At 74.4% G+C, this 24,155-nt stretch carries 17 protein-coding genes and 1 pseudogene; 12 read left to right on the forward strand and 6 right to left on the reverse strand.

Features of this window, described 5'->3' with window-relative positions; genetic code table 11:
- Positions 1–28: 28 nt before the first annotated feature.
- From LC193_RS23155 to glgP, 5 genes are all read left to right on the forward strand, one after another.
- Positions 29–1,033, forward strand: a complete 1,005-nt coding sequence (locus tag LC193_RS23155; RefSeq protein WP_226077132.1) for an ABC transporter permease — start codon at positions 29–31, stop codon at positions 1,031–1,033.
- 1 nt (position 1,034) lies between these two features.
- Positions 1,035–1,988: an ABC transporter permease gene (locus LC193_RS23160; RefSeq protein WP_226077133.1), complete on the forward strand. Its 954-nt coding sequence runs from the start codon at positions 1,035–1,037 to the stop codon at positions 1,986–1,988.
- Between the two features lie 6 nt (positions 1,989–1,994).
- Positions 1,995–3,053 carry an ABC transporter ATP-binding protein gene (locus tag LC193_RS23165; RefSeq protein WP_226077134.1) on the forward strand — a complete coding sequence of 353 codons (1,059 nt, stop codon included), beginning with the start codon at positions 1,995–1,997 and terminating at the stop codon, positions 3,051–3,053.
- On the forward strand, positions 3,050–4,174 hold the full coding sequence (locus tag LC193_RS23170; RefSeq protein WP_226077135.1) for an ABC transporter ATP-binding protein: 1,125 nt from the start codon (positions 3,050–3,052) through the stop codon (positions 4,172–4,174). The genes LC193_RS23165 and LC193_RS23170 overlap by 4 nt, the downstream gene beginning before the upstream one ends.
- Positions 4,175–4,275: 101 nt before the next feature.
- Positions 4,276–6,840 (forward strand): alpha-glucan family phosphorylase, encoded by a 2,565-nt coding sequence (glgP, locus tag LC193_RS23175; protein ID WP_226077136.1) that lies wholly within the window; start codon positions 4,276–4,278, stop codon positions 6,838–6,840.
- 56 nt (positions 6,841–6,896) lie between these two features.
- Here glgP and LC193_RS23180 read toward each other — a convergent pair whose 3' ends face one another.
- From LC193_RS23180 to LC193_RS23190, 3 genes are all read right to left on the reverse strand, one after another.
- Positions 6,897–8,747 carry an ABC transporter ATP-binding protein gene (locus tag LC193_RS23180; protein WP_226077137.1) on the reverse strand — a complete coding sequence of 617 codons (1,851 nt, stop codon included), beginning with the start codon at positions 8,745–8,747 and terminating at the stop codon, positions 6,897–6,899.
- On the reverse strand, positions 8,744–10,576 hold the full coding sequence (locus LC193_RS23185; RefSeq protein WP_226077139.1) for an ABC transporter ATP-binding protein: 1,833 nt from the start codon (positions 10,574–10,576) through the stop codon (positions 8,744–8,746). Before LC193_RS23185 ends, LC193_RS23180 begins: the two co-directional genes overlap by 4 nt.
- A 150-nt stretch (positions 10,577–10,726) precedes the next feature.
- Positions 10,727–11,263, reverse strand: coding sequence for a GNAT family N-acetyltransferase (locus LC193_RS23190; RefSeq protein WP_226077141.1), 537 nt, complete (start codon positions 11,261–11,263; stop codon positions 10,727–10,729).
- A 57-nt stretch (positions 11,264–11,320) separates the two neighbouring features.
- Here LC193_RS23190 and LC193_RS23195 point away from each other — a divergent pair, with 57 nt between their 5' ends.
- Complete coding sequence (locus LC193_RS23195) at positions 11,321–11,668, forward strand: hypothetical protein (RefSeq protein ID WP_226077143.1); 348 nt, start codon at positions 11,321–11,323, stop codon at positions 11,666–11,668.
- A gap of 60 nt (positions 11,669–11,728) precedes the next feature.
- On the opposite strand, the gene LC193_RS23200 is transcribed toward LC193_RS23195, so the two are convergent.
- Positions 11,729–12,631: an NAD(P)H-binding protein gene (locus LC193_RS23200; protein WP_226077144.1), complete on the reverse strand. Its 903-nt coding sequence runs from the start codon at positions 12,629–12,631 to the stop codon at positions 11,729–11,731.
- A gap of 136 nt (positions 12,632–12,767) precedes the next feature.
- On the opposite strand from LC193_RS23200, the pseudogene LC193_RS23205 reads away from it, so the two are divergent.
- A pseudogene (locus tag LC193_RS23205) lies at positions 12,768–13,703 on the forward strand (cupin domain-containing protein); the annotation flags it as partial.
- Between the two features lie 39 nt (positions 13,704–13,742).
- Here the strand turns inward: LC193_RS23205 and LC193_RS23210 are convergent.
- Both LC193_RS23210 and LC193_RS23215 read right to left on the reverse strand, forming a co-directional pair.
- Complete coding sequence (locus tag LC193_RS23210; protein WP_226077145.1) at positions 13,743–14,222, reverse strand: ATP-binding protein; 480 nt, start codon at positions 14,220–14,222, stop codon at positions 13,743–13,745.
- 122 nt (positions 14,223–14,344) lie between these two features.
- Positions 14,345–15,529: a L,D-transpeptidase gene (locus tag LC193_RS23215; RefSeq protein WP_226077146.1), complete on the reverse strand. Its 1,185-nt coding sequence runs from the start codon at positions 15,527–15,529 to the stop codon at positions 14,345–14,347.
- Positions 15,530–15,810: 281 nt separating this feature from the next.
- On the opposite strand from LC193_RS23215, the gene glgX reads away from it, so the two are divergent.
- The 5 genes from glgX to LC193_RS23240 all read left to right on the forward strand — a co-directional run bounded on the left by glgX (position 15,811) and on the right by LC193_RS23240 (position 24,037).
- Positions 15,811–18,036 (forward strand): glycogen debranching protein GlgX, encoded by a 2,226-nt coding sequence (glgX, locus tag LC193_RS23220; protein WP_226078858.1) that lies wholly within the window; start codon positions 15,811–15,813, stop codon positions 18,034–18,036.
- Between the two features lie 65 nt (positions 18,037–18,101).
- Positions 18,102–19,808 (forward strand): AMP-binding protein, encoded by a 1,707-nt coding sequence (locus LC193_RS23225; RefSeq protein ID WP_226077147.1) that lies wholly within the window; start codon positions 18,102–18,104, stop codon positions 19,806–19,808.
- 192 nt (positions 19,809–20,000) lie between these two features.
- Positions 20,001–20,579, forward strand: a complete 579-nt coding sequence (locus LC193_RS23230; protein WP_226077148.1) for a TerD family protein — start codon at positions 20,001–20,003, stop codon at positions 20,577–20,579.
- A gap of 136 nt (positions 20,580–20,715) precedes the next feature.
- The gene (locus LC193_RS23235; RefSeq protein ID WP_226077149.1) at positions 20,716–22,608 is read left to right on the forward strand and encodes a TerD family protein; all 1,893 of its coding nucleotides are present in this window, start codon (positions 20,716–20,718) and stop codon (positions 22,606–22,608) included.
- Positions 22,609–23,056: 448 nt separating this feature from the next.
- Entirely contained in the window at positions 23,057–24,037 is a 981-nt protein-coding gene (locus LC193_RS23240; protein WP_226077151.1) for a pectate lyase family protein, read from the forward strand.
- Positions 24,038–24,155 lie beyond the last annotated feature (118 nt).

Genomic DNA, 24,155 nt, shown 5'->3' on the forward strand with positions numbered 1-24,155 from the left:
AGGCTCACGCAGAAAGGGGAGCCCTTCGGTGCTCCGTCTCATCGTCCGCAGGCTGCTGCAACTGATACCGACGCTGTTCGGCCTGACGGTCCTCCTGTTCCTGTGGATCCACCGATTGCCCGGCGGGCCGGCCTCCGCGCTGCTCGGCGAACGCGCCACCGAGGCCGACCGGCGGCAGATCGAGGCGGCCCTCGGCCTCGACGAACCGGTGTGGGTCCAGTACAGCCGCTGGATCGAGCGGCTGTTCCAGCTCGACCTGGGCACCTCCGTGCAGACCGGGCAGCCGGTGTGGGAGGAGTTCACCACGCGGTTCCCCGCCACGGTCGAACTCGCGCTGACCGCGATCCTCATCGCCGTGCTCATCGGCATACCGCTCGGCTACTTCGCCGCCCGCAGGCGCGGCAGCTGGCTCGACGTCACCGCGGTGTCGAGCTCGCTGATCGGCGTGTGCATCCCCGTCTTCTTCCTGGCATTCCTGCTGCGCTCGGTGTTCGCCGTCAACCTGGGCTGGCTGCCGAGCGTCGGCCGGCAGTCCGCCGGCATCGACGCCACGGAGGTCACCGGGTTCTTCGTCCTCGACGGCCTCCTCACCGGCGAGTGGGACGCCTCCTGGGACGCCCTCCAGCACCTGGCGCTGCCCGGCATCGCCCTGGCCTCGATCCCGCTGGCCCTCATCGTGCGCATCACGCGCGCCAGCGTGCTCGAAGTGCTCAGCGAGGACTACGTGCGCACCGCCGAGTCCAAGGGCCTGCGCCAGCGCGTCGTGCGCGGCCGGCACGTCATGCGCAACGCGCTGCTTCCGGTCGTCACCACCGTGGGCCTGGCCACCGGCAGCCTGCTGTCCGGCGCGGTGCTCACCGAGTCCGTGTTCTCGTTCGGCGGCATCGGCTCGTTCATCCAGACCGCGATCGACGGCCGCGACTATCCCGTGCTGATGGGCTTCATCCTCTTCATCGCGCTCACCTATGTCCTCATCAACCTGGTGGTCGACCTCGCGTACAGCGTCATCGACCCGAGAGTGCGGGTGAACTGAGATGGCCACCAAGTTCGCGAAGATCGACCGGCTCGCCGAACTCACCGCGCAGCGCGAGACCGCCGCCGGCGGCAGCCTGTGGACCGAGGCCCTGCGCCGCCTGCGCGGCAGCAAGATGGCCATGATCGGCGGCGGCATCATGGCGGTGTTCGTCATCATCGCCATCATCGGCCCGTGGATCGCGCCCTACGACCCGACGGCGCAGCTCTGGCGCGGCGAAGTCCGCGTCAACGCCGCCGAGTTCGTCGGCCCGCGCGCCGAGAACTGGCTCGGCCTCGACCACCTCGCCCGCGACGAGCTGTCCCGCATGCTCGTCGGCGCCCGGCAGACGCTGCTCGTCGGCGTCGTCTCCACGCTCCTCGGCCTGGCCGTCGGCGCCCTCATCGGCGGCGTCGCGGGCGCCGCGCTGTCCTTCGGCGGCGCGTGGGGCCGGCGGCTGGACACCGTGCTGATGCGCGTCATCGACATGATGCTCGCGCTGCCCTCGCTGCTGCTCGCGGTCAGCATCGCGGCGGTGATGGGGCAGAGCCTCACCACCGTCATGATCGCCGTCGGCGTCGTGCAGATCCCCGTGTTCGCGCGGCTGCTGCGCGGCTCGATGCTCGCCCAGGCGGGCGCCGACTACGTCCTGGCCGCCCGCGCCCTGGGCGTGCGCCGCCGGCGCGTCGTCCTCGGGCACGTGCTGCCGAACTCCCTCGGCCCGGTCATCGTCCAGACCACCCTGGCCCTGGCCACCGCGATCATCGAGGCCGCGGCGCTCTCCTTCCTCGGCCTCGGCAACCCGGACGCGGCCCAGCCCGAGTGGGGCGTGATGCTGGCGCAGGCCCAGGCCTTCTTCGACCAGGCGCCCATGATGGCCGTCTATCCCGCGCTCGGCATCATCATCACCGCCCTCGGCTTCACCCTGCTGGGCGAGGCCATGCGGGAAGCCCTCGACCCGAAACTGCGGAGCTGACGCCCCATGTCCCTGCTCACCGTGGACGAACTGACGGTCACCTTCGGCGGACGCGGCACGCGTGACGTGACCGCCGTGTCCGGCGTGTCCTTCTCCGTGGACGAGGGCCAGGTCGTCGGCCTGGTCGGCGAGTCCGGCTGCGGCAAGAGCGTCACCTCGCTCGCGCTGATGGGCCTGCTGCCGCGCAAGGGGGTGCGCGTGGGCGGCCGGGCCGACTTCCGCACCGGCGAAGGCCGCACCACCGACCTGCTCTCGCTCGGGCAGTCGGCGCTGCGCGACCTGCGCGGCACCCAGCTGGCGATGATCTTCCAGGACCCGCTGTCCTCCCTGAACCCGGTCGTGCCCATCGGCGTCCAGGTCACCGAGATCCTGACCCGGCACCGCGGCCTGCGCGGCCAGGCGGCGCGCAAGGAGGCGGCCGTTCTGCTGGAACGGGTCGGCATCCCCGACCCGACGCGCCGCCTCAAGGAGTACCCGCACCAGCTGTCGGGCGGCATGCGCCAGCGCGCGCTCATCGCCATGGCCGTGGCCTGCGCGCCGCGCCTGCTGATCGCCGACGAGCCGACGACCGCCCTGGACGTGACCATCCAGGCGCAGATCCTCGAACTCCTGCGGGAGCTGGTCGACGACCAGGGCACCGCGCTGCTCATGATCACGCACGACCTCGGGGTCGTCGCCGGGCTGTGCGACTCGGTCAACGTGCTCTACGCGGGCAAGGTGGTGGAGGCCGCCGGGCGGCGCCCGCTGTTCGCCGCGCCCGCGCACCCCTACGCCCACGGGCTGCTCGGCTCCATCCCGCGCCTCGACGCGCCGCGCGGCGAACGGCTGAACCCGATCCGCGGCTCGATCAACGACACCATCGCCTGGCGGGACGGCTGCGCCTTCGCGCCCCGGTGCGACTTCTACACCGAGGAGTGCCTTGAGGGCACGCCGCGGCTCGCGCCCCTGCCGCGCGCCGAGGGCCACGACGTGCGGTGCGTCAATCCCGTGCTGAACGCCGTCCCCGGCACCGGCGGGGGCGCCCCCGGCGCCGGGACGGACCCCGAGACGGAGGCATCCGTATGAGCCTGCTCGAACTGGACGACGTCAAGGTCCACTTCCCCGTCAAACGCGGGGTGTTCTTCGACCGGACGGTCGGCCACGTGTACGCCGTCGACGGGATATCGCTGTCCGTGACCGCCGGCCAGACCTACGGCCTGGTCGGCGAGTCGGGCTGCGGCAAGACGACGCTCGGCCGCGCCATCCTGCGGCTGAACGACATCACCTCGGGCCGCGTCGTCTTCGACGGCACGGACCTGGCCCAGCTCCCGGCGGAGGAGATGCGGCGCTCGCGCCGCCGCCTCCAGATGATCTTCCAGGACCCGCTGGGCAGCCTCAACCCGCGGCAGAACATCGAGTCCATCCTCGCCGAGGGCATGGCCGCGCACGGCATCGGCGCCGACCGGGACGAGCGCAGGGCGCGGATCAGCGAGATCCTGGAGCGCGTCGGCCTGCCCGCCGGCGCCCTGTCGCGCTACCCGCACGAGTTCTCCGGCGGGCAGCGCCAGCGCATCGGCATCGCGCGCGCCCTCGTCCTCGAACCCGACCTCATCATCTGCGACGAGCCGGTCTCCGCGCTCGACGTGTCCATCCAGGCCCAGGTGCTCAACCTGCTCGAAGAGCTCCAGGACTCCCTGGGCCTGACCTACGTCGTCATCGCCCACGACCTGGCCGTGGTGCGGCACATCTCCGACGTCATCGGCGTCATGTACCTGGGGGCCCTCGTCGAGGAGGCCCCGAGCGACGCGCTCTACGCCGAGCCGCGGCACCCCTACACCCGCGCGCTGATGTCGGCCGTGCCCGTTCCCGACCCCGACCTGGAGGACAACCGCGAGCGCATCCTGCTGCGCGGCGACCTGCCGTCCCCGGCCGCCCCGCCGGCCGGCTGCCGTTTCCACACCCGCTGCCCCTGGCGGCAGCCGGAGCGCTGCGACACCGAACGCCCCGAGCTGACCGACATGGGCGGCGGGCACCGCGTGGCCTGCCACTACGCGGCCGAGATCGCCGCCGGGACCATCCGGCCGACCACCGAGCTCGCGCCCCGGGTGCTGCACGACACGGCGGAGGGCACCGAGCCGCCCGCCGCCGCCCCGGCCGGGGACGCGGCGCCCGACGGCCAGGACCCGGGCGCGGCGCGGGGGGCCTGACCGCCTCCGGTGGTCCCCGGGGGTGGTTTACCGGCACCATTCCAGCCGAATGGACCGGAATCCACCGGTGCCGCCCCCGGGGCCCGGCTACGGTCGGAAACGTGAAGGCCATCCGTCGCTTTTCCGTTCGCCCCGTCCTTCCCGAACCCCTCCGACCCCTTCAGGAACTGGCGTTCAACCTGCGCTGGTCCTGGCACCCCGAGACCCGCGAGCTGCTGCGCTCGGTGGCTCCCGACAGCTGGCAGGCGGCCCACGAGGACCCGGTGCGGCTGCTCGGCACGGTGTCCGCCGACCGGCTGGCCGCACTCTCCGCCGACCGCGGCTTCCTGCGCCGCCTCGGCGTCGCCATCGGCGACCTGCGCGACTACCTGACCGAGCCGCGCTGGTACCAGCGGGCCGACGCCCGCGCGGGCGGCGAACTGCCGCGCTCCATCGCCTACTTCTCCCCGGAGTTCGGCATCACCGCCGCCCTGCCGCAGTACTCGGGCGGCCTCGGCATCCTGGCCGGCGACCACCTCAAGGCCGCGAGCGACCTGGGCGCCCCCCTCATCGGCGTCGGCCTCCTCTACCGGCACGGCTACTTCCGGCAGAGCCTGTCGCCCGACGGGTGGCAGCAGGAGCACTACCCGGTCATCGACCCCCACGAGCTGCCCCTCGTTCCGCTGACCGAACCCGACGGCTCACCCGCCCGGGTGACGCTCGACCTGCCGGGCGGGCGCACCCTGGCCGCCCGGGTCTGGACCGTGGCGGTCGGCCGCGTTCCCCTGCTGCTGCTCGACTCCTCCGTCGCCGAGAACGGCCCGGCGGAACGCGAGGTCACCGACCGGCTCTACGGCGGCGGCGGCGAGCACCGCCTGCTCCAGGAGATGCTGCTCGGCATCGGCGGCATGCGCGCCGTGCGCGCCTGGTGCCGCATCACCGGCCACCCCGAGCCCGAGGTGTGCCACATGAACGAGGGACACGCCGGCTTCCTCGGCCCCGAGCGCATCCGCGAGCTGGGCGAGGCAGGCGTCGACTTCGACGCCGCCCTGTGGTCCGTGCGCGCCGGCACCGTGTTCACCACCCACACCCCGGTGCCCGCGGGCATCGACCGCTTCCCCGAGGAACTGGTCGCCCGGCACTTCGGGGAGGGCGGCGAGCTGGCCAGGCTCGGCACCGAGGCCCTGCTGCGCCTGGGCCGCGAGAGCACGCCGGACGGCGACCCGCCGCAGTTCAACATGGCGGTGCTCGGCCTGCGCACCGCGCAGCGGGCCAACGGCGTCTCCGCGCTGCACGGGAACGTCAGCCGCGGCATGTTCGCCGGGCTCTGGCCGGGGTTCGACGCCGACGAGGCCCCCATCGGCGCCGTCACCAACGGCGTGCACGCCCCCACCTGGACCGCGGACGCCGTACGGCGCGCCCACGCGACCGCGCTCGGCAACGCCGAGCTGTGGGAGCTGCGCCGCACCCTGCGCGAACAACTGGTGCACGAGGTCCGCGCGCGCCTGCGGGCCTCGTGGCGGCAGCGCGGCGCGGGCGAGGCCGAACTCGGCTGGATCGACAACGTCCTCGACCCCGACGTCCTCACCATCGGCTTCGCCCGCCGCGTCCCCTCCTACAAGCGGCTGACCCTGATGCTGCGGGACCGCGAACGCCTCACCTCCCTGCTGCTGCACCCCGAGCGGCCCGTGCAGATCGTGGTGGCGGGCAAGGCCCACCCGGCCGACGACGGGGGCAAGCGGCTCATCCAGGAACTGGTGCGCTTCGCCGACGACCCGGAGATCCGCCACCGCATCGTGTTCCTGCCCGACTACGGCATGGCGATGGCCCGCTCCCTGTACGCCGGGTGCGACGTGTGGCTGAACAACCCGCTGCGCCCGCTGGAGGCGTGCGGCACCTCGGGTATGAAGGCGGCCCTCAACGGCTGCCTCAACCTGTCGGTGCGCGACGGCTGGTGGGACGAGTGGTTCGACCCCGACTTCGGCTGGGAGATCCCCACCGCCGACGGCCAGGCCGCGGCCGACCCCGACCGGCGCGACGCCATCGAGGCCGCCGCGCTCTACCGGCTGCTGGACGAGCAGGTCACCCCGTGTTTCTACGACCGCGGCGTGAGCCGCGGCGGGCTGCCCGTCCGCTGGCTCGAAATGGTGCGCGCCACCCTCGAACGGCTCGGGCCCCGGGTGCTCGCGGACCGGATGCTGCGCGAGTACGTCACCGGGTTCTACGCCCCGGCCGCCGCCGCGCACCGCGCGATGACCCCGGAGGCCGCGGCGGAACTGGCCGCGTACGCCGACCGGGTCAGGCAGGCGTGGCCGCGGGTGGCCGTGGACCACGTCGAGCCGGGCAGCGAGGCGCCCACGCTGGGCGGCACCGTGTCGCTGCGGGTGCGCGTCACCCTGGGCGACCTCGAACCCTCCGCGGTCGAGGTGCAGGCCGTCACCGGCCGCGTGGACGGCGACGACCGGCTCGCCGACCCGATGTACGTGCAGCTCAAGCCCGAGGGCGGCGCGGACCTGGCGGGCCGCTGGACGTTCTCCGGCGAGCTGACCCTGCACCGGTCCGGGCCGTTCGGCTACACCGTCCGCGTCCTGCCCGCGCACCGGCTGCTGGCCCACCGCGCGGAACTCGGCCTCGTCGCGCTCCCGCAGGAGGAGTCGGCCGAGGCGCACGGCACGCTCCTGCGCTGAGCCGGCCGTGCCGGGACCGGCGGCGCGCGCCCCCGCGCGCGCCGCCGCCCGCGGCCTCAGACCAGGCTGTCCCGCCACGCGCGGTGCAGGTCGGAGAACTGGCCGGTGCCCGCGATCAGTTCGGCGGGCGGGCCGTCCTCGACGATGCGCCCGCTCTCCATCACCAGCACCCGGTCCGCGATCTCCACGGTGGACAGCCGGTGCGCGATGACCAGCGCCGTCCGCCCCCGCAGCACCGTCACCATCGCCTCCTGCACCGCCTTCTCGCCGGGGATGTCGAGCGAGGACGTCGCCTCGTCGAGGATCACCACCGACGGGTCGGCGAGCAGCAGCCGGGCGAACGCCACCAGCTGCCGCTGCCCCGCCGAGATCCGGCCGCCGCGCTTGCGCACGTCCGTGTCGTAGCCCTCAGGTAGGGCCGCGATGAAGTCGTGCGCGCCGATCGCCCGCGCCGCCTGCTCGACCTCCTCGCGCGTGGCGTCCGGCTTGCCGAGCGCGATGTTCTCCGCGACGGTCCCGGAGAACAGGAACGCCTCCTGCGTCACCATCACCACCCCGCGCCGCAGCTCCGGCATGCTCAGCTCGCGCAGGTCCGTGCCGTCGAGCAGCACCCGGCCCTCCGTCGCGTCGTAGAAGCGCGCCAGCAGCTTGGCCAGGGTCGACTTGCCCGCGCCCGTCGCGCCCACCAGGGCCACGGTCTGCCCCGCGGGCACCGTGAGCCGGAACCGCGGCAGCACCTCGCCGCCCGTCCGGTACGCGAACCGCACGTCGTCGAAGACGACCTCGCGCCCCGGCCGGCCCGCGGCCCGCTCCGGCAGCCGCACCGGGTGCTCGGGCTCGGGCACGTCGGGGCGCTGCGCCAGCAGCCCGGAGATCTTCTCCAGCGAGGCCACCGCGGACTGGTAGTTGTTGAGGATCATCGCGAAGCGGTCCAGCGGGTCGTACAGCCGCCGCACGTACAGCGCGCCCGCGGCGAGCACGCCGAGCTCCAGATCGCCCGAGGTCACCCGGTGCGCCCCCCACATCACGACCCCGGCGATCGCGAAGGCGGCGATCAGCCGGGACAGCGTCACGAACCGCGCCATCTCCAGGATCGTGTCGCCGTTGACGCGCTCGTGGCGGTGGTTCAGCTCGGCGAAGGCCGCGTCGTTGGCCCGCTCGCGGCGGAACGCCTGCACCGGCCTGATGCCGTTCAGCGTCTCGGAGAACTTCACGATGACCGCGGCGATCGCCGTCGACCGCCTGCTGAATCGTTCCGCCGAGCGCCGCCGGTAGTTGCGCACCAGCAGGTACAGCGGGACGAACGACAGCAGCGCCGCGCCGCCGAGCCCGATGTCCAGGTAGAGCAGCAGCCCGCCGATGTACGCCAGCGACACCAGGATGACCAGCATCTCCTGGAGCCCCTCGTCCAGCAGCTCGCGCAGCGACTGCACGTCGCTCGTCGAGCGCGAGATCAGCCGGCCCGAGGTGTAGCGGTCGTGGAAGTCCAGGCTGAGGGCCTGCGCGTGGCGGTAGATCCGGCCGCGCAGGTCGAGCAGGATGCCCTGGTTCACGCGGGCGGAGACGCGGATGAACGTGTAGTTGAGCAGCCCGGCGCCCAGCGCGCACACCAGGTAGGCCACGGCGACCGCGATGAGCGGCCCGTTGTCGTCCTCGCGCACGGCGGGCACGCCGTTGTCGATCGCGTAGGCCACGAGCAGCGGCACGGCCTGCACCGCCGCCTGCTGGGCCAGCAGCAGGAAGGCGGCCAGCACGATGCGCGCCCGGTGCGGGCGGATCAGCGAGCCGAGCAGGCGGCGGGAGGCGCCGGGCGGCGCGGGCAGGGTGTCCTGGCCGAACGGGTCGGGCGCGGGCTCGGGGACGCCGGCCGGCTGCCCGGTGGCCTTGGGGGGAACGGTCGTGGTCATCGCACGGACACCTCGGGGTGCTCGCCGGTCATCAGGTGCCGGTACTCGGGACTGGTGCGCAGCAGCTCGGCGTGGGTGCCGACGGCGGCGATCCGGCCCCGGGACAGCAGCGCGACCCGGTCGGCGAGCTGCACGGTCGAGGGCCGGTGGGCGACGACGAGCGCGGTGGTCTCCGCGAGCACCTCGCGCAACGCGGCCTCGACGCGGGCCTCGGTGTGCACGTCGAGCGCGGAGAGCGGGTCGTCGAGCACGAGGAACGGGGGGCGGCCCACGACCGCGCGGGCCAGCGCGAGCCGCTGCCGCTGCCCCCCGGACAGGCTCAGGCCCTGCTCGCCGACCTCGGTCCCCGCGCCCTCGGGCAGCGCGGCGACGAATCCGTCGGCCTGGCCGATGCGCAGCGCGCGCTCCAGGTCGCGTTCGTCCGCGCCGTCGGCGCCCATCAGCACGTTCTCCCTGACGGTCGCGGAGAACAGCGTCGGCTCCTCGAACGCCACCGCGACCCGCCCGCGCACCTCCGCGCGCGTCATGGCGGCGATGTCCTGGCCGTCGAGCGTGATGCGCCCGGAGGTCACCTCGTGCAGGCGCGGCACCAGGCCGATGAGGGTGGTCTTGCCGCTGCCCGTGCCGCCGACCAGCGCGACGGTCTCGCCCGGCCGCACGTGCAGGTTCACCCCGTTCAGCACGGGCTCGCCGTCCGGCGGGCTGTCGGGGAAGCGGAAGGTGACGTTCTCGAAGCGGAGGCCGTCCGCCGCGCCGTTCGCCCGCGCCGCCGGGGCGGCGGGGCGCGGCGCGGCCGGAGCCGGGTCGCGCGGCGCGGCCTCCGGGGGTATCCGCGCGTCCATGACATCGAAGAACCGGTCGGTCGCGGTGGCCGCCTCGTTGCACAGGGCCAGCAGGAAGCCGATGGACTCCACCGGCCAGCGCAGCGCCATGGCGGTGGTCATGAACGCCACCAGCGTGCCCGCCGTCAGGTCGCCGTCGGCCACCTGCGTGACGCCGAGCACCAGGGCCGCGCCGAGGAAGATCTCCGGCAGGGACAGGATGACCAGCCAGATCGCGGCCAGCAGCCGCGCCTTGGCCAGCTCGGTGCCCATCAGCCGGCCGGACAGCGCGTGGAAGGCGCGGGCCTGGCTGCGGTGCCGGCCGAAGCCCTTGATGATGCGGATGCCGAGGATCGACTCCTCGATCACGGTGGTGAGGTCGCCCATCTGGTCCTGCGCCCGGCGCGCGACGACGGAGAACCGCATCTCGAACAGGATGCACAACCAGATGAGCGGCGGCACGGGGATGAGGAGCAGCAGGCCGAGCTGCCAGCCCTGGGCCATGAGGATGCCGAAGCCGATGAGGATCGTGGCGGTGTTGACGATGAGGAACGTCAGGCCGAACGCGAGGAACATCCGCAGCAGCTGGAGGTCGCCCGTGCCCCGGGAGAGCAGCTGCCCCGTGGCCCACCGGTCGTGGAAGGAGACGGGCAGCCGCTGCACGTGCCGGTACAGCGCGGAGCGCATCGACGCCTCGACCCCGGCCAGCGGCCGGGCGACCAGCCACCGCCGCAGGCCGAACAGCAGCGCCTCGGCCACCCCGACGCCGAGCAGCACGGCGCCGCCGAGCCACACGCCGCCCGTGTCGCCGTCGGCGACCGGCCCGTCGACGATCCACTTCAGGACCAGCGGCATGATCAGCGCCATGGAGGCGGCGACGATCGCCACCACCGCGGCGCTGAACACCCGAACCCGCACCGGGCGCACGTACGGCCACAGCCGAAGGAGGGAGCGGACGACGGAGCGTTTTCTGGCAGGGGACGCGGGGGCTTCGGCAGTGGCAGACATCAAGACCTGAGCCTACGAGCAGCCACTGACAGCTTCCCATGGGTTTTTGGGGCCCGATGTCTGTCTTGGGGCACAATCATGCGACAGGGCCGGGAGTGTGAGGCGGGTCACCGTCCCCGCGGGCCTTCGGCCGGACGGGCGTCGGCGGCCTCAGCCGGCGGCGGCCGGGCCGTTCCGGTCCGCCGCGGCGCCGAGGTCGTGCAGGTCGCGGCGGAACGTCAGGCCCGGGCTCCCGCCCAGCAGCGTCTCCCCGGTCACGGTGAACCCCGCGCGGGCCAGCACCGCGCGCGAAGCCGTGTTGTCCGGGTTGTCCAGGGTTGTCGCGGCCCGCAGCGTGCGCAGCCCGTACCGCCGGGCGGCGAGGCCGCACACGTCCCGCACGGCCCGGGTGGCGAGCCCGCGGCCCGCCGCCCGCCGCGCGATCCGGTAGCCGAGGTCCGCGCCGCCGTCCGCGGCGTCCACGAGGTTGACCCGCCCCACGATCCCGCCCGCCGCGTCGACCAGCACGTGGAACCAGCAGGTCCCCGCCTCCTGCTCGGCGAGCAGGGCGCGGTGCCGCTCGTCGAAGCGGGCGAAGTACTCCTCCCCCCGGTCCGGTACTGAGGCGGCGAACCACTCGCGGTTCTCCCGCTCGAACGCGAGGAGCGCGGGCGCGTGGTCTGTCCTGAGCAGCTGGAGTGCGGGCATGGCGCAGGACTATAGGCGCGGGGCCGGCTGTCGGTGGCAGCGCCTACGCTGGCGCCCATGAGTCAGCAGATGGAGCTGCGCGAGCTACAGGCGGCGCTGCGGACCGCGTCCGACATCGCGTTCGACCACGAGGCGCCGGCGGGGGAGCAGGCCGAGGTGCTGGTCGACGCGCTGCGCCGCGCGTTGACCGCGGCCCGCGCCTACGCCGAGGGGCCGGGCGAGACGGGGTGCAGGGAGCACCCGCGCGGCGCGATCGACCCGCTCTACGGGGACAAGGACGACCCGCTGCCGCCCGGCTGGGGCAAGTGCCTGCTGTGCAACGACAGGCGCAGGCGCGCGACCCGGGGCCGCGGGGCGCCGGCCGCGCCGCCGCGCCGCCCCGCGGGCCGCTTCGGCCCGCCCTGAGCGGCGGACGGGCCGCGCCGGGCCGCGTGCGGCGGCCCGGCGCGGCGGCCCGGGGCCGCCTCAGCCCCCGGCCCTGGCCGGCTCGGGGGTGAACGCGCCCTGGGCGGCGGCCCGGCGCGCGAAGTCGGCGAAGTCCAGCGGCTCGCGGCCCAGGGCCCGCCGCACGCCGTCCGAGACGTGCTCGTCGAGACCGCGCCTGAGCGGGGACAGCGCCTCCGCCCAGGTCTGCGCGTCGGTCTCGTCCCAGCCGTCCGCGACCAGCTCCGCCGCGAACTCCTCGTGCGTGAGCGGCACGTAGCGCACCTCGCGCCCGGCCGCCGCGGAGATCTCGGCGGCGACCTCGGTGAACGTGAGGGCGCGCGCCCCCGACACCTCGTACACCTGCCCCGCGTGCCCGTCCTCGGTGAGGGCCGCGACGCCCACCGCCGCGATGTCCTCGCTGTCGACGAACGTGGCGGCCCCGTCCCCGCAGGGCAGCCGCAGCTCGCCCGCGAGCACCGCGTCGCGGAAGAAGGTCTCGCTGAAGTTCTGGTTGAACCAGCCGGGGCGCACGATCGTCCACGCGGCGCCGCTGCGGCGCAGCGCCTCCTCGCCGTCCCGGTGCGTCGTGCCCGCGTACCCGGCGCCTCCGCTCTCGTCCGCGTAGCCCGGCACGTCGATGCCGCGCGCCGAGAGCAGCACGATGCGTTCGACGCCGAGTTCCACCGCGCGGTCCACGAACGGGCTGGTGAGCGTGGTGCCGTCCAGCGGCACCACGAACGCGGTGCGCACCCCGGCCAGCGCGGAGTCCCACGTCTCGCGGTCCTGCCAGTCGAAGGGGTGCCCGTCCTCGTGCCGCCCGGCGGACCGTGAGGCCACGCGCACCGCGTGCCCCTTGGCGCGCAGCTGGGACACCACCCGGCGGCCGACTGTTCCGGTACCGCCGACGACGAGGATGGGCTGTGGGGAAGAAGTACTGGTCATGCCCCGAGTCAACGCGCCGCCGGGGCCGGTGGCCATGGCCGTTCTGCTCGCGGCCATGTCCGCGCGTCCACCCGGCGGGCCGCCGGACCCCGCCGTCATGGGCACGGTGGGCGAGCGCTTGGCTACAGTCGGGGGCGTGGACGTGTTCGCCGACGTGCTGGGCGGGGTGCGGGCGCGCGGCGCCCTCGTCCGGCAGCTGGTCATGACGCCGCCGTGGTCGCTGCGGTTCGCCACCGGCGCCCCGCTGACCGTCATCACGATGCTGCGCGGCACGGCCTGGGTCACCCCGGGCCGGGGCGGGCCGGTGCGGGCGGGGGAGCGGGACGTCGTCATCGTGCGCGGGCCCGAGCCGTACACGGTCGCCGACGACCGGGACACGCCGCCGCGTTACCTCGTCACGGGCCCGGAGGCGTGCGCGCGGGCCGACGGCACGGCGGTGGGCGACGAGCTGGAACGGCACCTGCGCACCTGCGCCATGCGGGGCGACGGCTCGGCGCTGATGCTCGTCGGCGCCTTCGAACGGCCCGAGGAGATCGGCGACCGGCTGCTGCGCGAGCTGCCCGGCGCGGCCGTGGTGCCCGCGGCCGGCGTCCGCCGTCCCGCGCTCGACCTGCTGGCGGCCGAGGTCACCGGCGAGGGCCCCGGCCAGCAGGCGGTGCTCGACCGGCTGCTCGACCTGACGCTCACCTCGGCGCTGCGGGTGTGGTTCGACCGGCCCGAGGCGGCCCGCCCGTCCTGGTACCGGGCCGGCGGCGACCCGGTCGTCGGCCGGGCGCTGCGGCTGCTGCACGACGAGCCGGCCAGGCCATGGACGCTCGCGGAACTCGCGGCGGGCGCGGGCCTGTCCAGGGCCGCGTTCGTGCGCCGCTTCACGGCGCGGGTCGGGGAGCCGCCGATGCGCTACCTCGCCGGGCACCGGCTCGCGCTGGCCGCCGACCTGCTCCGGGACACCGACGCCACCGTGGCGGCCATCGCGCGGCGCGTCGGCTACGCCAACGCCTTCGCGCTGAGCGTGGCGTTCAAACGGCGCCGCGGCCTCACCCCGACCGAGCACCGGGCCGGCGGGGCCGCCGCGGCGGGCGGCCCCGCGGCCGGGACGGCTTTGCGGCCCTCACCCGGGCGGCCGGGGGCCGACGCGCATCTCGAACCAGGTGCACTTGCCGTTGGCCAGCAGATCCACGCCCCAGCGGTCGGCGAGCGTGTCCACGAGGAACAGCCCCCGGCCGCTGACCACGTCCATCTCGCGGACCGGCAGCAGGCACGGCAGCGCCCGTGACGGGTCGCGCACCTCGGCGCGCACCCAGCCGCGCCTGCGGCGCAGCCGCAGACCGAACTCGGTCGCGCCCGCGTGCTGCACCGCGTTGCCCACCAGCTCCGCGACGAGCAGCACCGCGTCGTCGGTCAGCTCGGCGGGCAGCGCCCACCGCTGCTGGAACTGGCGCCGCGTCAGTGCTCTGGCGATCCGCGCCGAACTCGCCTTGGAGGGAAGGCGGACCTCGCCGGCCGCGGGATCGAGTGCCAGTCCGAACGTGATGTCCGCCGCCTCGTCCGCCCCGACACAGAGCATGGGACTGTCCGCCGCTGCTGCCATGCCCCCATCATGGACCGCATATGCCGGGCGCGCGGGCCGTTCCGTGGGAACTGACCCGTCTGAGGCGGGTGATCCTGCCGAGGCGTCCCACATATGCCCTCGGCAGGATCGCCCGCCGCGCGTCACTGGCCGGCGCCCCACTCCTCCCAGGGCATGTTCCAGCCGTTGATCCCGTTGTCGGGCGCGATCACGTCGTCGTTGGAGTTGACCACCTCGACCACGTCACCGATGAGCGAGTTCTCGAAGAACCAGGATCCGGGCGTCGAAGGGTCGTTCGCACCCTGCGTGTCCTGGAGGCCGACGCAGCCGTGGCTCACGTTCTCGCTGCCGAACGTGCCCGCGCTCGCCCAGTAGTTGCCGTGGATGAACGTGCCCGACGTGCTCAGCCGCATCGCGTGCGGCACGTCCGGGATGTCGTACTCACCGCCGAACCCGACGGTGGCGCCGTCCATCCGGGTCTCCTCGTACTTCTCGGTGATGACCATCTTGCCGTTCCACGTCGGCGTGCTGTCCGCACCCGTCGTCACCGGGATCGTCCGCAGCGTCTCGCCGTCCCGCACGACCTCCATGGTCTTCGCGTCGGCGTCCACGGTCGTGACCTGGCTGCGGCCGACCGTGAAGCTCATGTCCTGGTGCAGCGTCCCGTAGACCCCCGGCGCGCCCTCCACGCCGCGGACACGGAACCCGACCGTCACCTCGGTGCCCGCCGGCCAGTAGTCCTCCGGCCTGAAGTCCAGCCGCTGGTTGCCGAACCAGTGCCCCCTGACCTCGACCGCGGGCTCCGTGCTGATGTGCACCGCGTCCCGCACGGCCGCCATGTCCTCGATCGGCGTGTCGAACGTCATCGACAGCACCATGCCGACGCCGACCGTCGCCCCGTCCGCGATGTTCCAGTTGGAGGTGAACGTCGCGTCCGCCGGCACGGTCGTGAACGAGGCGCTGCGCTCCTCCTCCTGCCCCTCCCCGTTCCGCCCGACGGCCGTCACGGTGTACTCGGCGTCGTTCGCCAGGTGCTCGCCCGGCCGCCACACCGTCCCGTCCTCCGACAGCTCACCCGGCACCGACTCGCCCTCGGGCCCGGCGACGGTCACCTCCGTCAGCGTGCCGTGCGCCGCCGTGACCTCAAGCGCGCCCGAGGTCGCCACGTCCGTGGCGCCGTCCCCGGGCGCGATGGTTATCTCCACCGCCGCGTTCCCGGCCGGCTGCCCCTCCTCGCCGCCGCGTTCATCCGCCTCGCTCCGCCCACTGCACGCCGTCAGCACGAGCAGCAGCAGACCGAGCAACGCCGCGACCGGCCCCGTTTTCACGAATGCACCCCTCTCCCCTGGGAGTTGGAAACCCCCACGTCCTCACGTCAGCAGCCAGGAAATCACATCGTGCTCACGGGTCGGACAGCCGCATGTCACCGTTCCGTCGCAGTTCAGGCGCCCGCACCCGGGCCCGGCTCCTCGCGGACACGGGCGGCGAGCCGCGCCGCGCGCGGCCTCCGCCACCGCACACTGGTCTCCTGGCCCACGTACCGAGGCGCACACGCCGCGGTACGTGAGGGCGGCCCGCCCGGCGGGAAGGAACTGGCCATCGAGAAAAACTGGAGGGCCCCGTGTCCCAGGCATCCGAGCGCGCGCCGATCGACGTCTGGCCCGGCCGCCCGGCACCGCTCGGCGCCCGCTTCGGCACGGGCCCCGACGGCGTCGAGGGCACCAACTTCGCGCTGTGGGCGGGCGGGGCCGAGGCCGTGGAGCTGTGCCTGTTCGACGACGCGGGCCGCGAGAGCCGCTGCCCGCTCGAAGAGCTGACGCACGAGATCTTCCACGGGTTCGTGCCCGGCGTCCGCCCGGGGCAGCGCTACGGCTACCGCGTGCACGGGCCGTGGAACCCGGCCGCCGGGGCGCGCTGGAACGCGGCGAAGCTGCTGCTCGACCCCTACGCCCGGGCCGTCGACGGCGACTTCGGCCGGCTGCCCGCGGAGGTCTACGGGCACCAGCGGGACCACAGGCGGCAGGACATCGCCGACACCGTGCGCGACGACCGGGACTCCGCGCCGTTCGTGCCCAAGGGCGTCGTCGTCCACGACACCGAGACCTGGGTCGACGACGTGCGCCCCAAGACCCCGTGGGCCGACTCCGTCATCTACGAGCTGCACGTGCGCGGCTTCACCATGCGCCACCCCGGCGTGCCGAGGGAGCTGCGCGGCACCTTCGCAGGTCTCGGCCACCCCGCGGCCGTCGACCACCTCGTCTCGCTGGGCGTGACCGCCGTCGAACTGCTGCCCGTGCACCAGTTCGCGCACGAGGACCACCTGCTGCGGCGGGGCCTGCGCAACTACTGGGGCTACAACTCCATCGGCTACTTCGCGCCGCACGCCGCCTACAGCGCCTCGGGCACGCGAGGCCAGCAGGTCGGCGAGTTCAAGGCCATGGTCCGCGCCCTGCACCAGGCCGGCATCGAGGTGATCCTCGACGTCGTCTACAACCACACCGCGGAGGCCGACGCGTTCGGGCCCACCCTCTCACTGCGCGGCATCGCCAACGGCGGCTACTACCGGCTCGCGGACGAGCCGCGGCACTACGCCGACTACTCGGGCTGCGGCAACACGCTGCACGTCGTCCAGCCGCAGGTGCTGCGGCTGATCACCGACTCGCTGCGCTACTGGGTGCAGGAGATGGGCGTCGACGGCTTCCGCTTCGACCTGGCCGCCGCGCTCGCCCGCTCGTTCCACGACGTGGACATGCTCTCGCCGTTCCTCGCCGTCATCGCCCAGGACCCCGTGCTGCGGCGCGTCAAGCTCATCGCGGAGCCCTGGGACGTGGGGGACGGCGGCTACCAGGTCGGCGCGTTCCCGCCGTTGTGGACCGAGTGGAACGACCGCTACCGCGACACCGTGCGCGACTACTGGCGCGGCGCCCTGCCCGATGTGCGCGACCTCGGCTACCGGCTGTCCGGATCGAGCGACCTGTACGCGTGGGGCGGGCGGCGGCCCTACGCCTCCGTCAACTTCGTCACCGCCCACGACGGGTTCACGCTGCGCGACCTGGTCACCTACGAGCGCAAGCACAACGAGGCCAACGGCGAGGACAACCGCGACGGCACCTCGGACAACCGCTCGTGGAACTGCGGCACCGAGGGCGAGAGCGAAGACCCGGACGTGAACGCGCTGCGCCGCCGCCAGCTGCGCAACCTGCTGACCACCCTGCTGCTGTCCACCGGCGTGCCGATGCTGGTGGCGGGCGACGAGATGGGCCGCACCCAGGCGGGCAACAACAACGGCTACTGCCAGGACAACGAGATCGGCTGGGTCGACTGGTCGCTGCGGACCGACCCCGCCTGGCGCCCCCTGCTCGACCTGACCCGCCGCCTGATCCGCACCCGCCGCGAGCACCCCGTGCTGCGCCGCCGCGCCTTCTTCTCGGGCCGCCGCCAGGGGCCCGAGGGCATAAGGGATCTGGGCTGGTTCACGGCCGCGGGCAAGGAGATGACCGAGGCCGACTGGTACGAGCCGGGCGCCACCCTCGGCATGTTCCTGTCCGGGCGCGACATCCCCCAGCGCGACCCCAAGGGCCGGCCGGTGACCGACGACAGCTTCCTGGTGATCCTGCACGCGGGACCCGAGCCGGTGGAGTTCCCGCTGCCGGCCCAGCCGTGGGCCGACGCGTACGCGGTGCTGGTCGACACCTCCCTCGATGAGCAGGCCGCGGCGCCCGGCACCGTGCACCACGGCGGCGCGCGCGTCACCGTTCCCGCGCGGTCCGTGCTGCTGCTGCGCGCCCTGCCGGTCGCGGCCACCGTGCCGCCCGCGGCCTCGCCGGGGGCCTGAGCCCGGACCGGCACCCGGGCCCCGGGGGGTGGCGCGAGCGGGCCCGGGGCGGGCACCGTTCCGTCATGACCGCGACTTCCGGCACCGAGACCTTCCGCGCGGCCCGCGACCACCTGCTGGCCCACCGGGACGACTACGACACCGCGTACGCCACGTTCGACTGGCCCAGGCCCGACCCGTTCAACTGGGCGCTCGACTGGTTCGACGTCATCGCCAGGGACAACGACGCGCCCGCCCTGTGGATCGTCGAGGAGGACGGCTCCGAGCAGGTCAGGTCCTTCGCGCGGCTCTCGGCCCGCTCCGACCGCGTCGCGGCGTGGCTGCGCGGGCACGGCGTCCGCCGCGGCGACCGGCTGCTGCTGATGCTGGGCAACCAGGTCGAGTTGTGGGAGACCCTGCTCGCGGCGATGAAGCTGGGGGCCGTCGTGATCCCGGCGACGCCGCTGTTCGGCCCCGGCGACGTGGCCGACCGCGTCCTGCGCGGCGGGGCGCGGCACATCGTCGCGGGCGCGGAGCACGCGGGGAAGTTCGGCGAGGTGCCGGCCGACAGGACGCGCGTCGCCGTGGGCCCGCCCGTGCCCGGCTGGCTCGCCTACCCGGCCGAAGGGGCGGAGGAGGAGCCGGCGCCGGCCGACGCGTTCGAGCCGGACGGGCCGACCGCGGGCGGCGACCCGCTGCTGCTCTACTTCACCTCGGGCACCACCGCCCGCCCCAAGCTCGTCGAGCACACCCACCTGTCCTACCCCGTCGGCCACCTCTCCACGATGTACTGGCTCGGCCTGCGGCCGGGGGACGTGCACCTCAACATCTCCTCGCCCGGCTGGGCCAAGCACGCCTGGAGCAACGTGTTCGCGCCGTGGAACGCGGAGGCCTGCGTGTTCGTCCACAACTACACGCGGTTCGACGCCGCCGCCCTCATGCGGCACATGGACCGCTGCGGCGTCACCAGCCTGTGCGCGCCACCCACCGTGTGGCGCATGCTGATCCAGTCCGACCTGCGGCGGCTGCGCCGCCCGCCGAGGACCGCCGCGGCCGCGGGGGAGCCGCTGAACCCCGAGGTGATCGAGCGGGTGCGCGCCGCGTGGGGCGTCACCGTCCGCGACGGGTTCGGGCAGAGCGAGACCACGGTCCAGGTGGCCAACACGCCGGGCCAGCCGGTGCGGCCCGGCTCCATGGGCCGGCCGGCGCCCGGCTTCCGGGTGGCGCTGATCGACCCGGCCACCGGCCGCGAGGCGGACGAGGGCGAGCTGTGCCTCGACCTGTCCGCGCGGCCCGTCGGCCTGATGGCCGGGTACCGCGGCGACCCGGAACGCACCGCCGAGGCCATGGCCGGCGGCTACTACCGCACCGGCGACATCGCGCGCAGGGACGCCGACGGCCACCTGACCTACGTGGGCCGCGCGGACGACGTGTTCAAGGCGTCGGACTACCGCATCTCCCCGTTCGAGCTGGAGAGCGTCCTGATCGAGCACCCGGCGGTGGCCGAGGCGGCCGTGGTGCCCTCGCCCGACCCGGTGCGGCTCGCCGTGCCCAAGGCGTACGTCGTGCTCGCCGAGGGCTGGGAGCCGGACGCCGCCACGGCCCGCGCGCTGTTCGCGCACAGCCGCGCGCGGCTCGCGCCGTTCCAGCGCGTGCGGCGCATCGCGTTCGCCGCACTGCCCAAGACCGTCTCGGGCAAGATCCGCCGCGTCGACCTGCGCGAGGCGGAACGCGCCGCGCGCGACGGGTCCGCCACGCCGCCGCCCGGCGAGTTCCGCGACGAGGCGGGTTAACGGCCGTCCCCCGCCGGCCCGTTGGCCGTGCCGCGGCGCGCCGCCCGGCAGGCCGCGGCGGGCACGGGCGCGCGGCCTGAACATTGCAGGACTGCCACAAAGCGCCGGCGACAGGGCCTGACTGTCGGTGGCACTGCGTAGGGTGGCGCACAACCCGCCACCACCGGCGACGCGACCGAGAGAGGGCAGCACGTGAGTCTCAACTTGTCCAAGGGCCAGGCCATCAGCCTGGCCAAGTCCGACGGTGGCAGCCTCTCCGCGGTGCGCATGGGGCTCGGCTGGCAGGCGGCGCCGCGCCGCGGCCTGTTCGGCTCCCGCTCGCGGGAGGTCGACCTCGACGCCTCCGCCGTGCTGTTCGCCGACCGGCAGCCGGTCGACGTCGTCTTCTTCCAGCACCTGGTCTCCGACGACGGCTCGGTGCGGCACACCGGGGACAACCTCGTCGGGGGCGCGGGGCAGGGCGGCGACGACGAGGCGATCCTCGTCGACCTCCAGCGCGTCCCGGTGCACGTCGACCAGATCCTCTTCACGGTCAACTCCTTCACAGGACAGACCTTCACGGAGGTGCAGAACGCCTTCTGCCGTCTTGTCGACGAGACGAACGGCCAGGAGCTGGCGCGCTACACCCTCACGGGCGGCGGCCAGTACACCGCGCAGCTCATGGCCAAGGTGCACCGCCGGGGCGAGGGCTGGCAGATGACCGCCATCGGCGAACCCGCCAACGGCCGCACCTTCCAGGACCTGATGCCCGCGCTGATCCCGCACCTGTGAGCACGGCGGCGCGCGTGCCGCCGCACCGTCCGGCACCGGCACGGCGCGCGACCGCGCCGGGACCGCCCGGCGCACGACACACGGGGCATGCCCGCCGCCGACAGGACGGGCGCCCGACCGACAGGGGGACACGAGCATGACGGCCGAGCTGATCCGCGGCCAGAACCACCCGCTGCCCGAGACCCGGCTCGAAGTCCGCGTCTCGGCGGGCGGCCCGGTCGTGGCCGGGGTGACGCTCAACGACGAGCAGGGGCGGCTGCGGGACACCGGGTGGATCGCCCACCCCGCCTCGCCCCGGCTGCCCGGGGTCGAGGTGCCGAGGCAGGCGGCGGCGCGCCACAGGCTCGCCGTCGACCTCGACGCGCTGCCCGCCGCGGTCCACCGCGTGAACGTGCTCCTCGCCCTGCCGTCCGGCGTGGGCGGGGCGACCCGCTTCGGCGCGCTCCCCGCGCCGTTCGTCGCCGTCACCGCGCTGGACGGCAGGGAGGTCGCCAGCTACACGCTGCTCGACCTGGACACCGAGTCGGCCGTCGTCGCCGTCGAGCTGTACCGGAGGAACGGCGCCTGGAAGGTGCGGGCCGTCGGCCAGGGCTGGGCGGGCGGGCTCGCCGCGCTGCTGCGCGACCAAGGGCTGCCCGAGGCCGACCGGTTGGCCGCCGCCATCGACGAGGCGGTCGCGGGCGGCATGGCGCGTTCCGTCGCGCCGCCGCCGCGCCCGGCGGACGCCGGGCGGGCGCGCCGGGCCGAGCCCGTCGCGGGGCAGGGCGCGCAGGCCGCGCCCGCGCGCATCGACTACCGGCACCCGGACCGGCACCCCGCGCCGTCCTCCGCCCCGGCACCGGCACCGGCACCGGCCCAGGCGCCGGTGCCCGCACAGGCGTCCGCCGCCGCGCCGCGCCCCGTGGCCGGCGACGCGCCCGGCTCGACACCGGACGAGCGGCTGTACAACCAGGTCTGGGGCATGTTCGAGGACCTGGCGCGCACGACCGCCGCCTACCGCAGCGCCGTCGGCTTCGCCGACTCCCGCATGGACCGGGCCTTGGACGACGTGCTCGCGGACCCCAGGACCCGCGTCGGCCCGGCCGCGGACGAGGCCCGCACGCGGGCCCGCGCCGAGCGCGACCGGCTCGTCGACCGCGCGCGCGAGGCGTTCGACCGCGATGTCGCGCAACTGGTCGCGGAGGCCGCGGTGGTCGAGCCCGCGCTGCCCGCCGTCTACGCCCGCTGGGACAGCCCCGCGTGGTCCGGCTACCGGGTGCCGGCCGAGACCTCGGCTGCGCTGCGCCTGGGTGACCTCAGCCTTCCCGAACGCGTCGACCTGCGCATCCCCATGCTGCTGCGGCTGCCGCTCCAGCGCGGGCTGTGGATCGACAGCGGGCGCGGCGGCCGTTCCGTCGAGTCGGCCCTCGTCGACCCGGGGGAGCTGCGGCGGCTCGCCGCCCACACCGCCACCGACCTCACCACGCGCCTGCTCGCCGCGCACCCGGCCGGCGGTCTGAGCGTGCATGTCATCGACCCCGCGGGGGCCGCCGCGGAGCCGTTCGCCCCGCTGACCGGCTCGGGGGTCCTGGCCGGCCCGCCCGCCGCGGGGGCCGAGGGCGTGCGCGCGGTGCTCGCCCGGCTGACGCAGCGCGTCGACCTGGTCCAGATGGCCGTCCGCAGCGGGGCGGGGGACGCCCTGCCGCCCGACCTCGACCTGGCGGAACAGCTGCTGATCGTGCATGACTTCCCGCACGGCTTCGACGACAGGGCGGTCACGCAGCTGCGCTACCTCGCCGACGAGGGGCCCTCGGTCGGGGTGCACCTGATGATGATCGCGGCCCGCGAGGACACGCGGGGGTACGGCCCTGTGCTCGACCCGCTGTTCCGCGCCCTGCTGCGCCTCGCCCCGGTCCCGGACAACCACCTGGCCGACCCGTGGGTCGGGCACGCGTGGACCTACGAGCCGCCGCTCGCCCCGCAGGGCAGCCCGGTGCCGACCCGCGTGCTGCGCCTCGTCGCCGCCGCCCGCGCCGCGGCCGGGCAGTGAGGCGCGGGGAATTCCAGCGGAATAGTCCACAGGGTCGGCGCTATTTTCCACAGGGGAACGGGTGGGTGCCGCGGACGGAAATGCGTCCGTGCCGAATCCCTTGACAGGGTTTTGCGGCGCGGATAATTTCCGGAATTGAGAAAGCGCTTGCTGTGGCGGAGTCCGCGCGGCGCGAACCGGGAAACACCGCACGTCCAGCCCTTCGTGAGGGGCGAACGCGCCCTGCCCCGGCCATGGAAGGGATCGGGGCAGAGCGCGTTCCCCCAGCCGGTGGGACGCCGTGCGCGGAACCGGGGAACGCCTCGCGCGCCGACGCCACGGAATTCGCTGACGCCGGTCAATTCCGGCAGAGCAGCGGATCGTCTCCTTCCCGGAAAGGTCACCCCCCACCTGCGCGGGCCCGGCGGGCTTCGCCGGCCGGCCCGGCAGCGACGAAAGGAAGACCGCGATGTTCCGTCGCACCGCACAAGGCCGCGTGCGCGCCCATGGCGCACGCCCCCGCAAGGCCCTGGTCCTGGCCGGTGTCCTCGCCGCCGTCACGGCCGGCACGGGCATGGCCCCCGCCGGCGGCGCCGCCCCGGCGCCCTCGGCCGACGGCCTCATCGGCTGGGCCACCGAGAACGGCGGCACGACCGGGGGCGCCGGCGGCGGCACCGTCCAGGTCGACTCCGCCGGTGAACTGACCGACGCCCTCACCGAGTCGGGCCCGCTGACCATCGAGGTCAGCGGCACCATCAACCTTTCCGGCATGAACGACGTCGGCAGCGACAAGACGATCGTCGGCCGCGACGGCGCCACGATCACCGGCGGCGGCCTCGACATCAACGGCCAGAGCAACGTCATCATCCAGAACCTGACGTTCGACGACTGGGACGACGACGCCATCAACGTCCAGGAGGGGTCGACGAACATCTGGATCGACCACAACACGTTCACCACGGGCGGCGACGGCGCGGTCGACATCAAGCGCGAGTCGGACTTCATCACCGTCTCCTGGAACCACCTCGACGGCAGCGGCAAGGCCATGCTGCTCGGCCACTCCGACAACCACACCGCCGACCGCGGCCACCTGCGGGTGACCTACCACCACAACTGGTTCGACGGCAGCGAGACGCGGCACCCGCGCGTCCGCTTCGGCGACCCGGTCCACGTCTTCAACAACTACTACTACGGCAACGAGTACGGCGTGGCCTCCACGGAGGGCGCCGGCGTCCTGGTCGAGAACAACTACTTCGAGGACTGCGAGGACCCGGCGCTCGTCGGCTACGCGGGGTCCGACGAAGGGGACATCGTCGCCCGCGGCAACCACCTCGTCGGCTCCGGCGCGATCGAGACCGCGGGCTCCGTGGCCGCCATCCCCTACGCCTACACGCTCGACAGCGCCACCAGCGTCAAGGCCATCGTCACCGGCGGCGCCGGGGCGCGCTGACCGCGCCGACCCCCGATCCCGCGTGCCTCCCCGCGTCACGGGCGGGGAGGCACGCGTGCCCTCGGCCGACGCGCGCTCGCGCCGGGCCGGCAGGCGAACGCCCGGCGCGGGGCCCGGA

Origin of the sequence: Streptomyces marincola (genome assembly GCF_020410765.1) — a bacterium.
GTDB lineage: Bacteria > Actinomycetota > Actinomycetes > Streptomycetales > Streptomycetaceae > Streptomyces > Streptomyces marincola.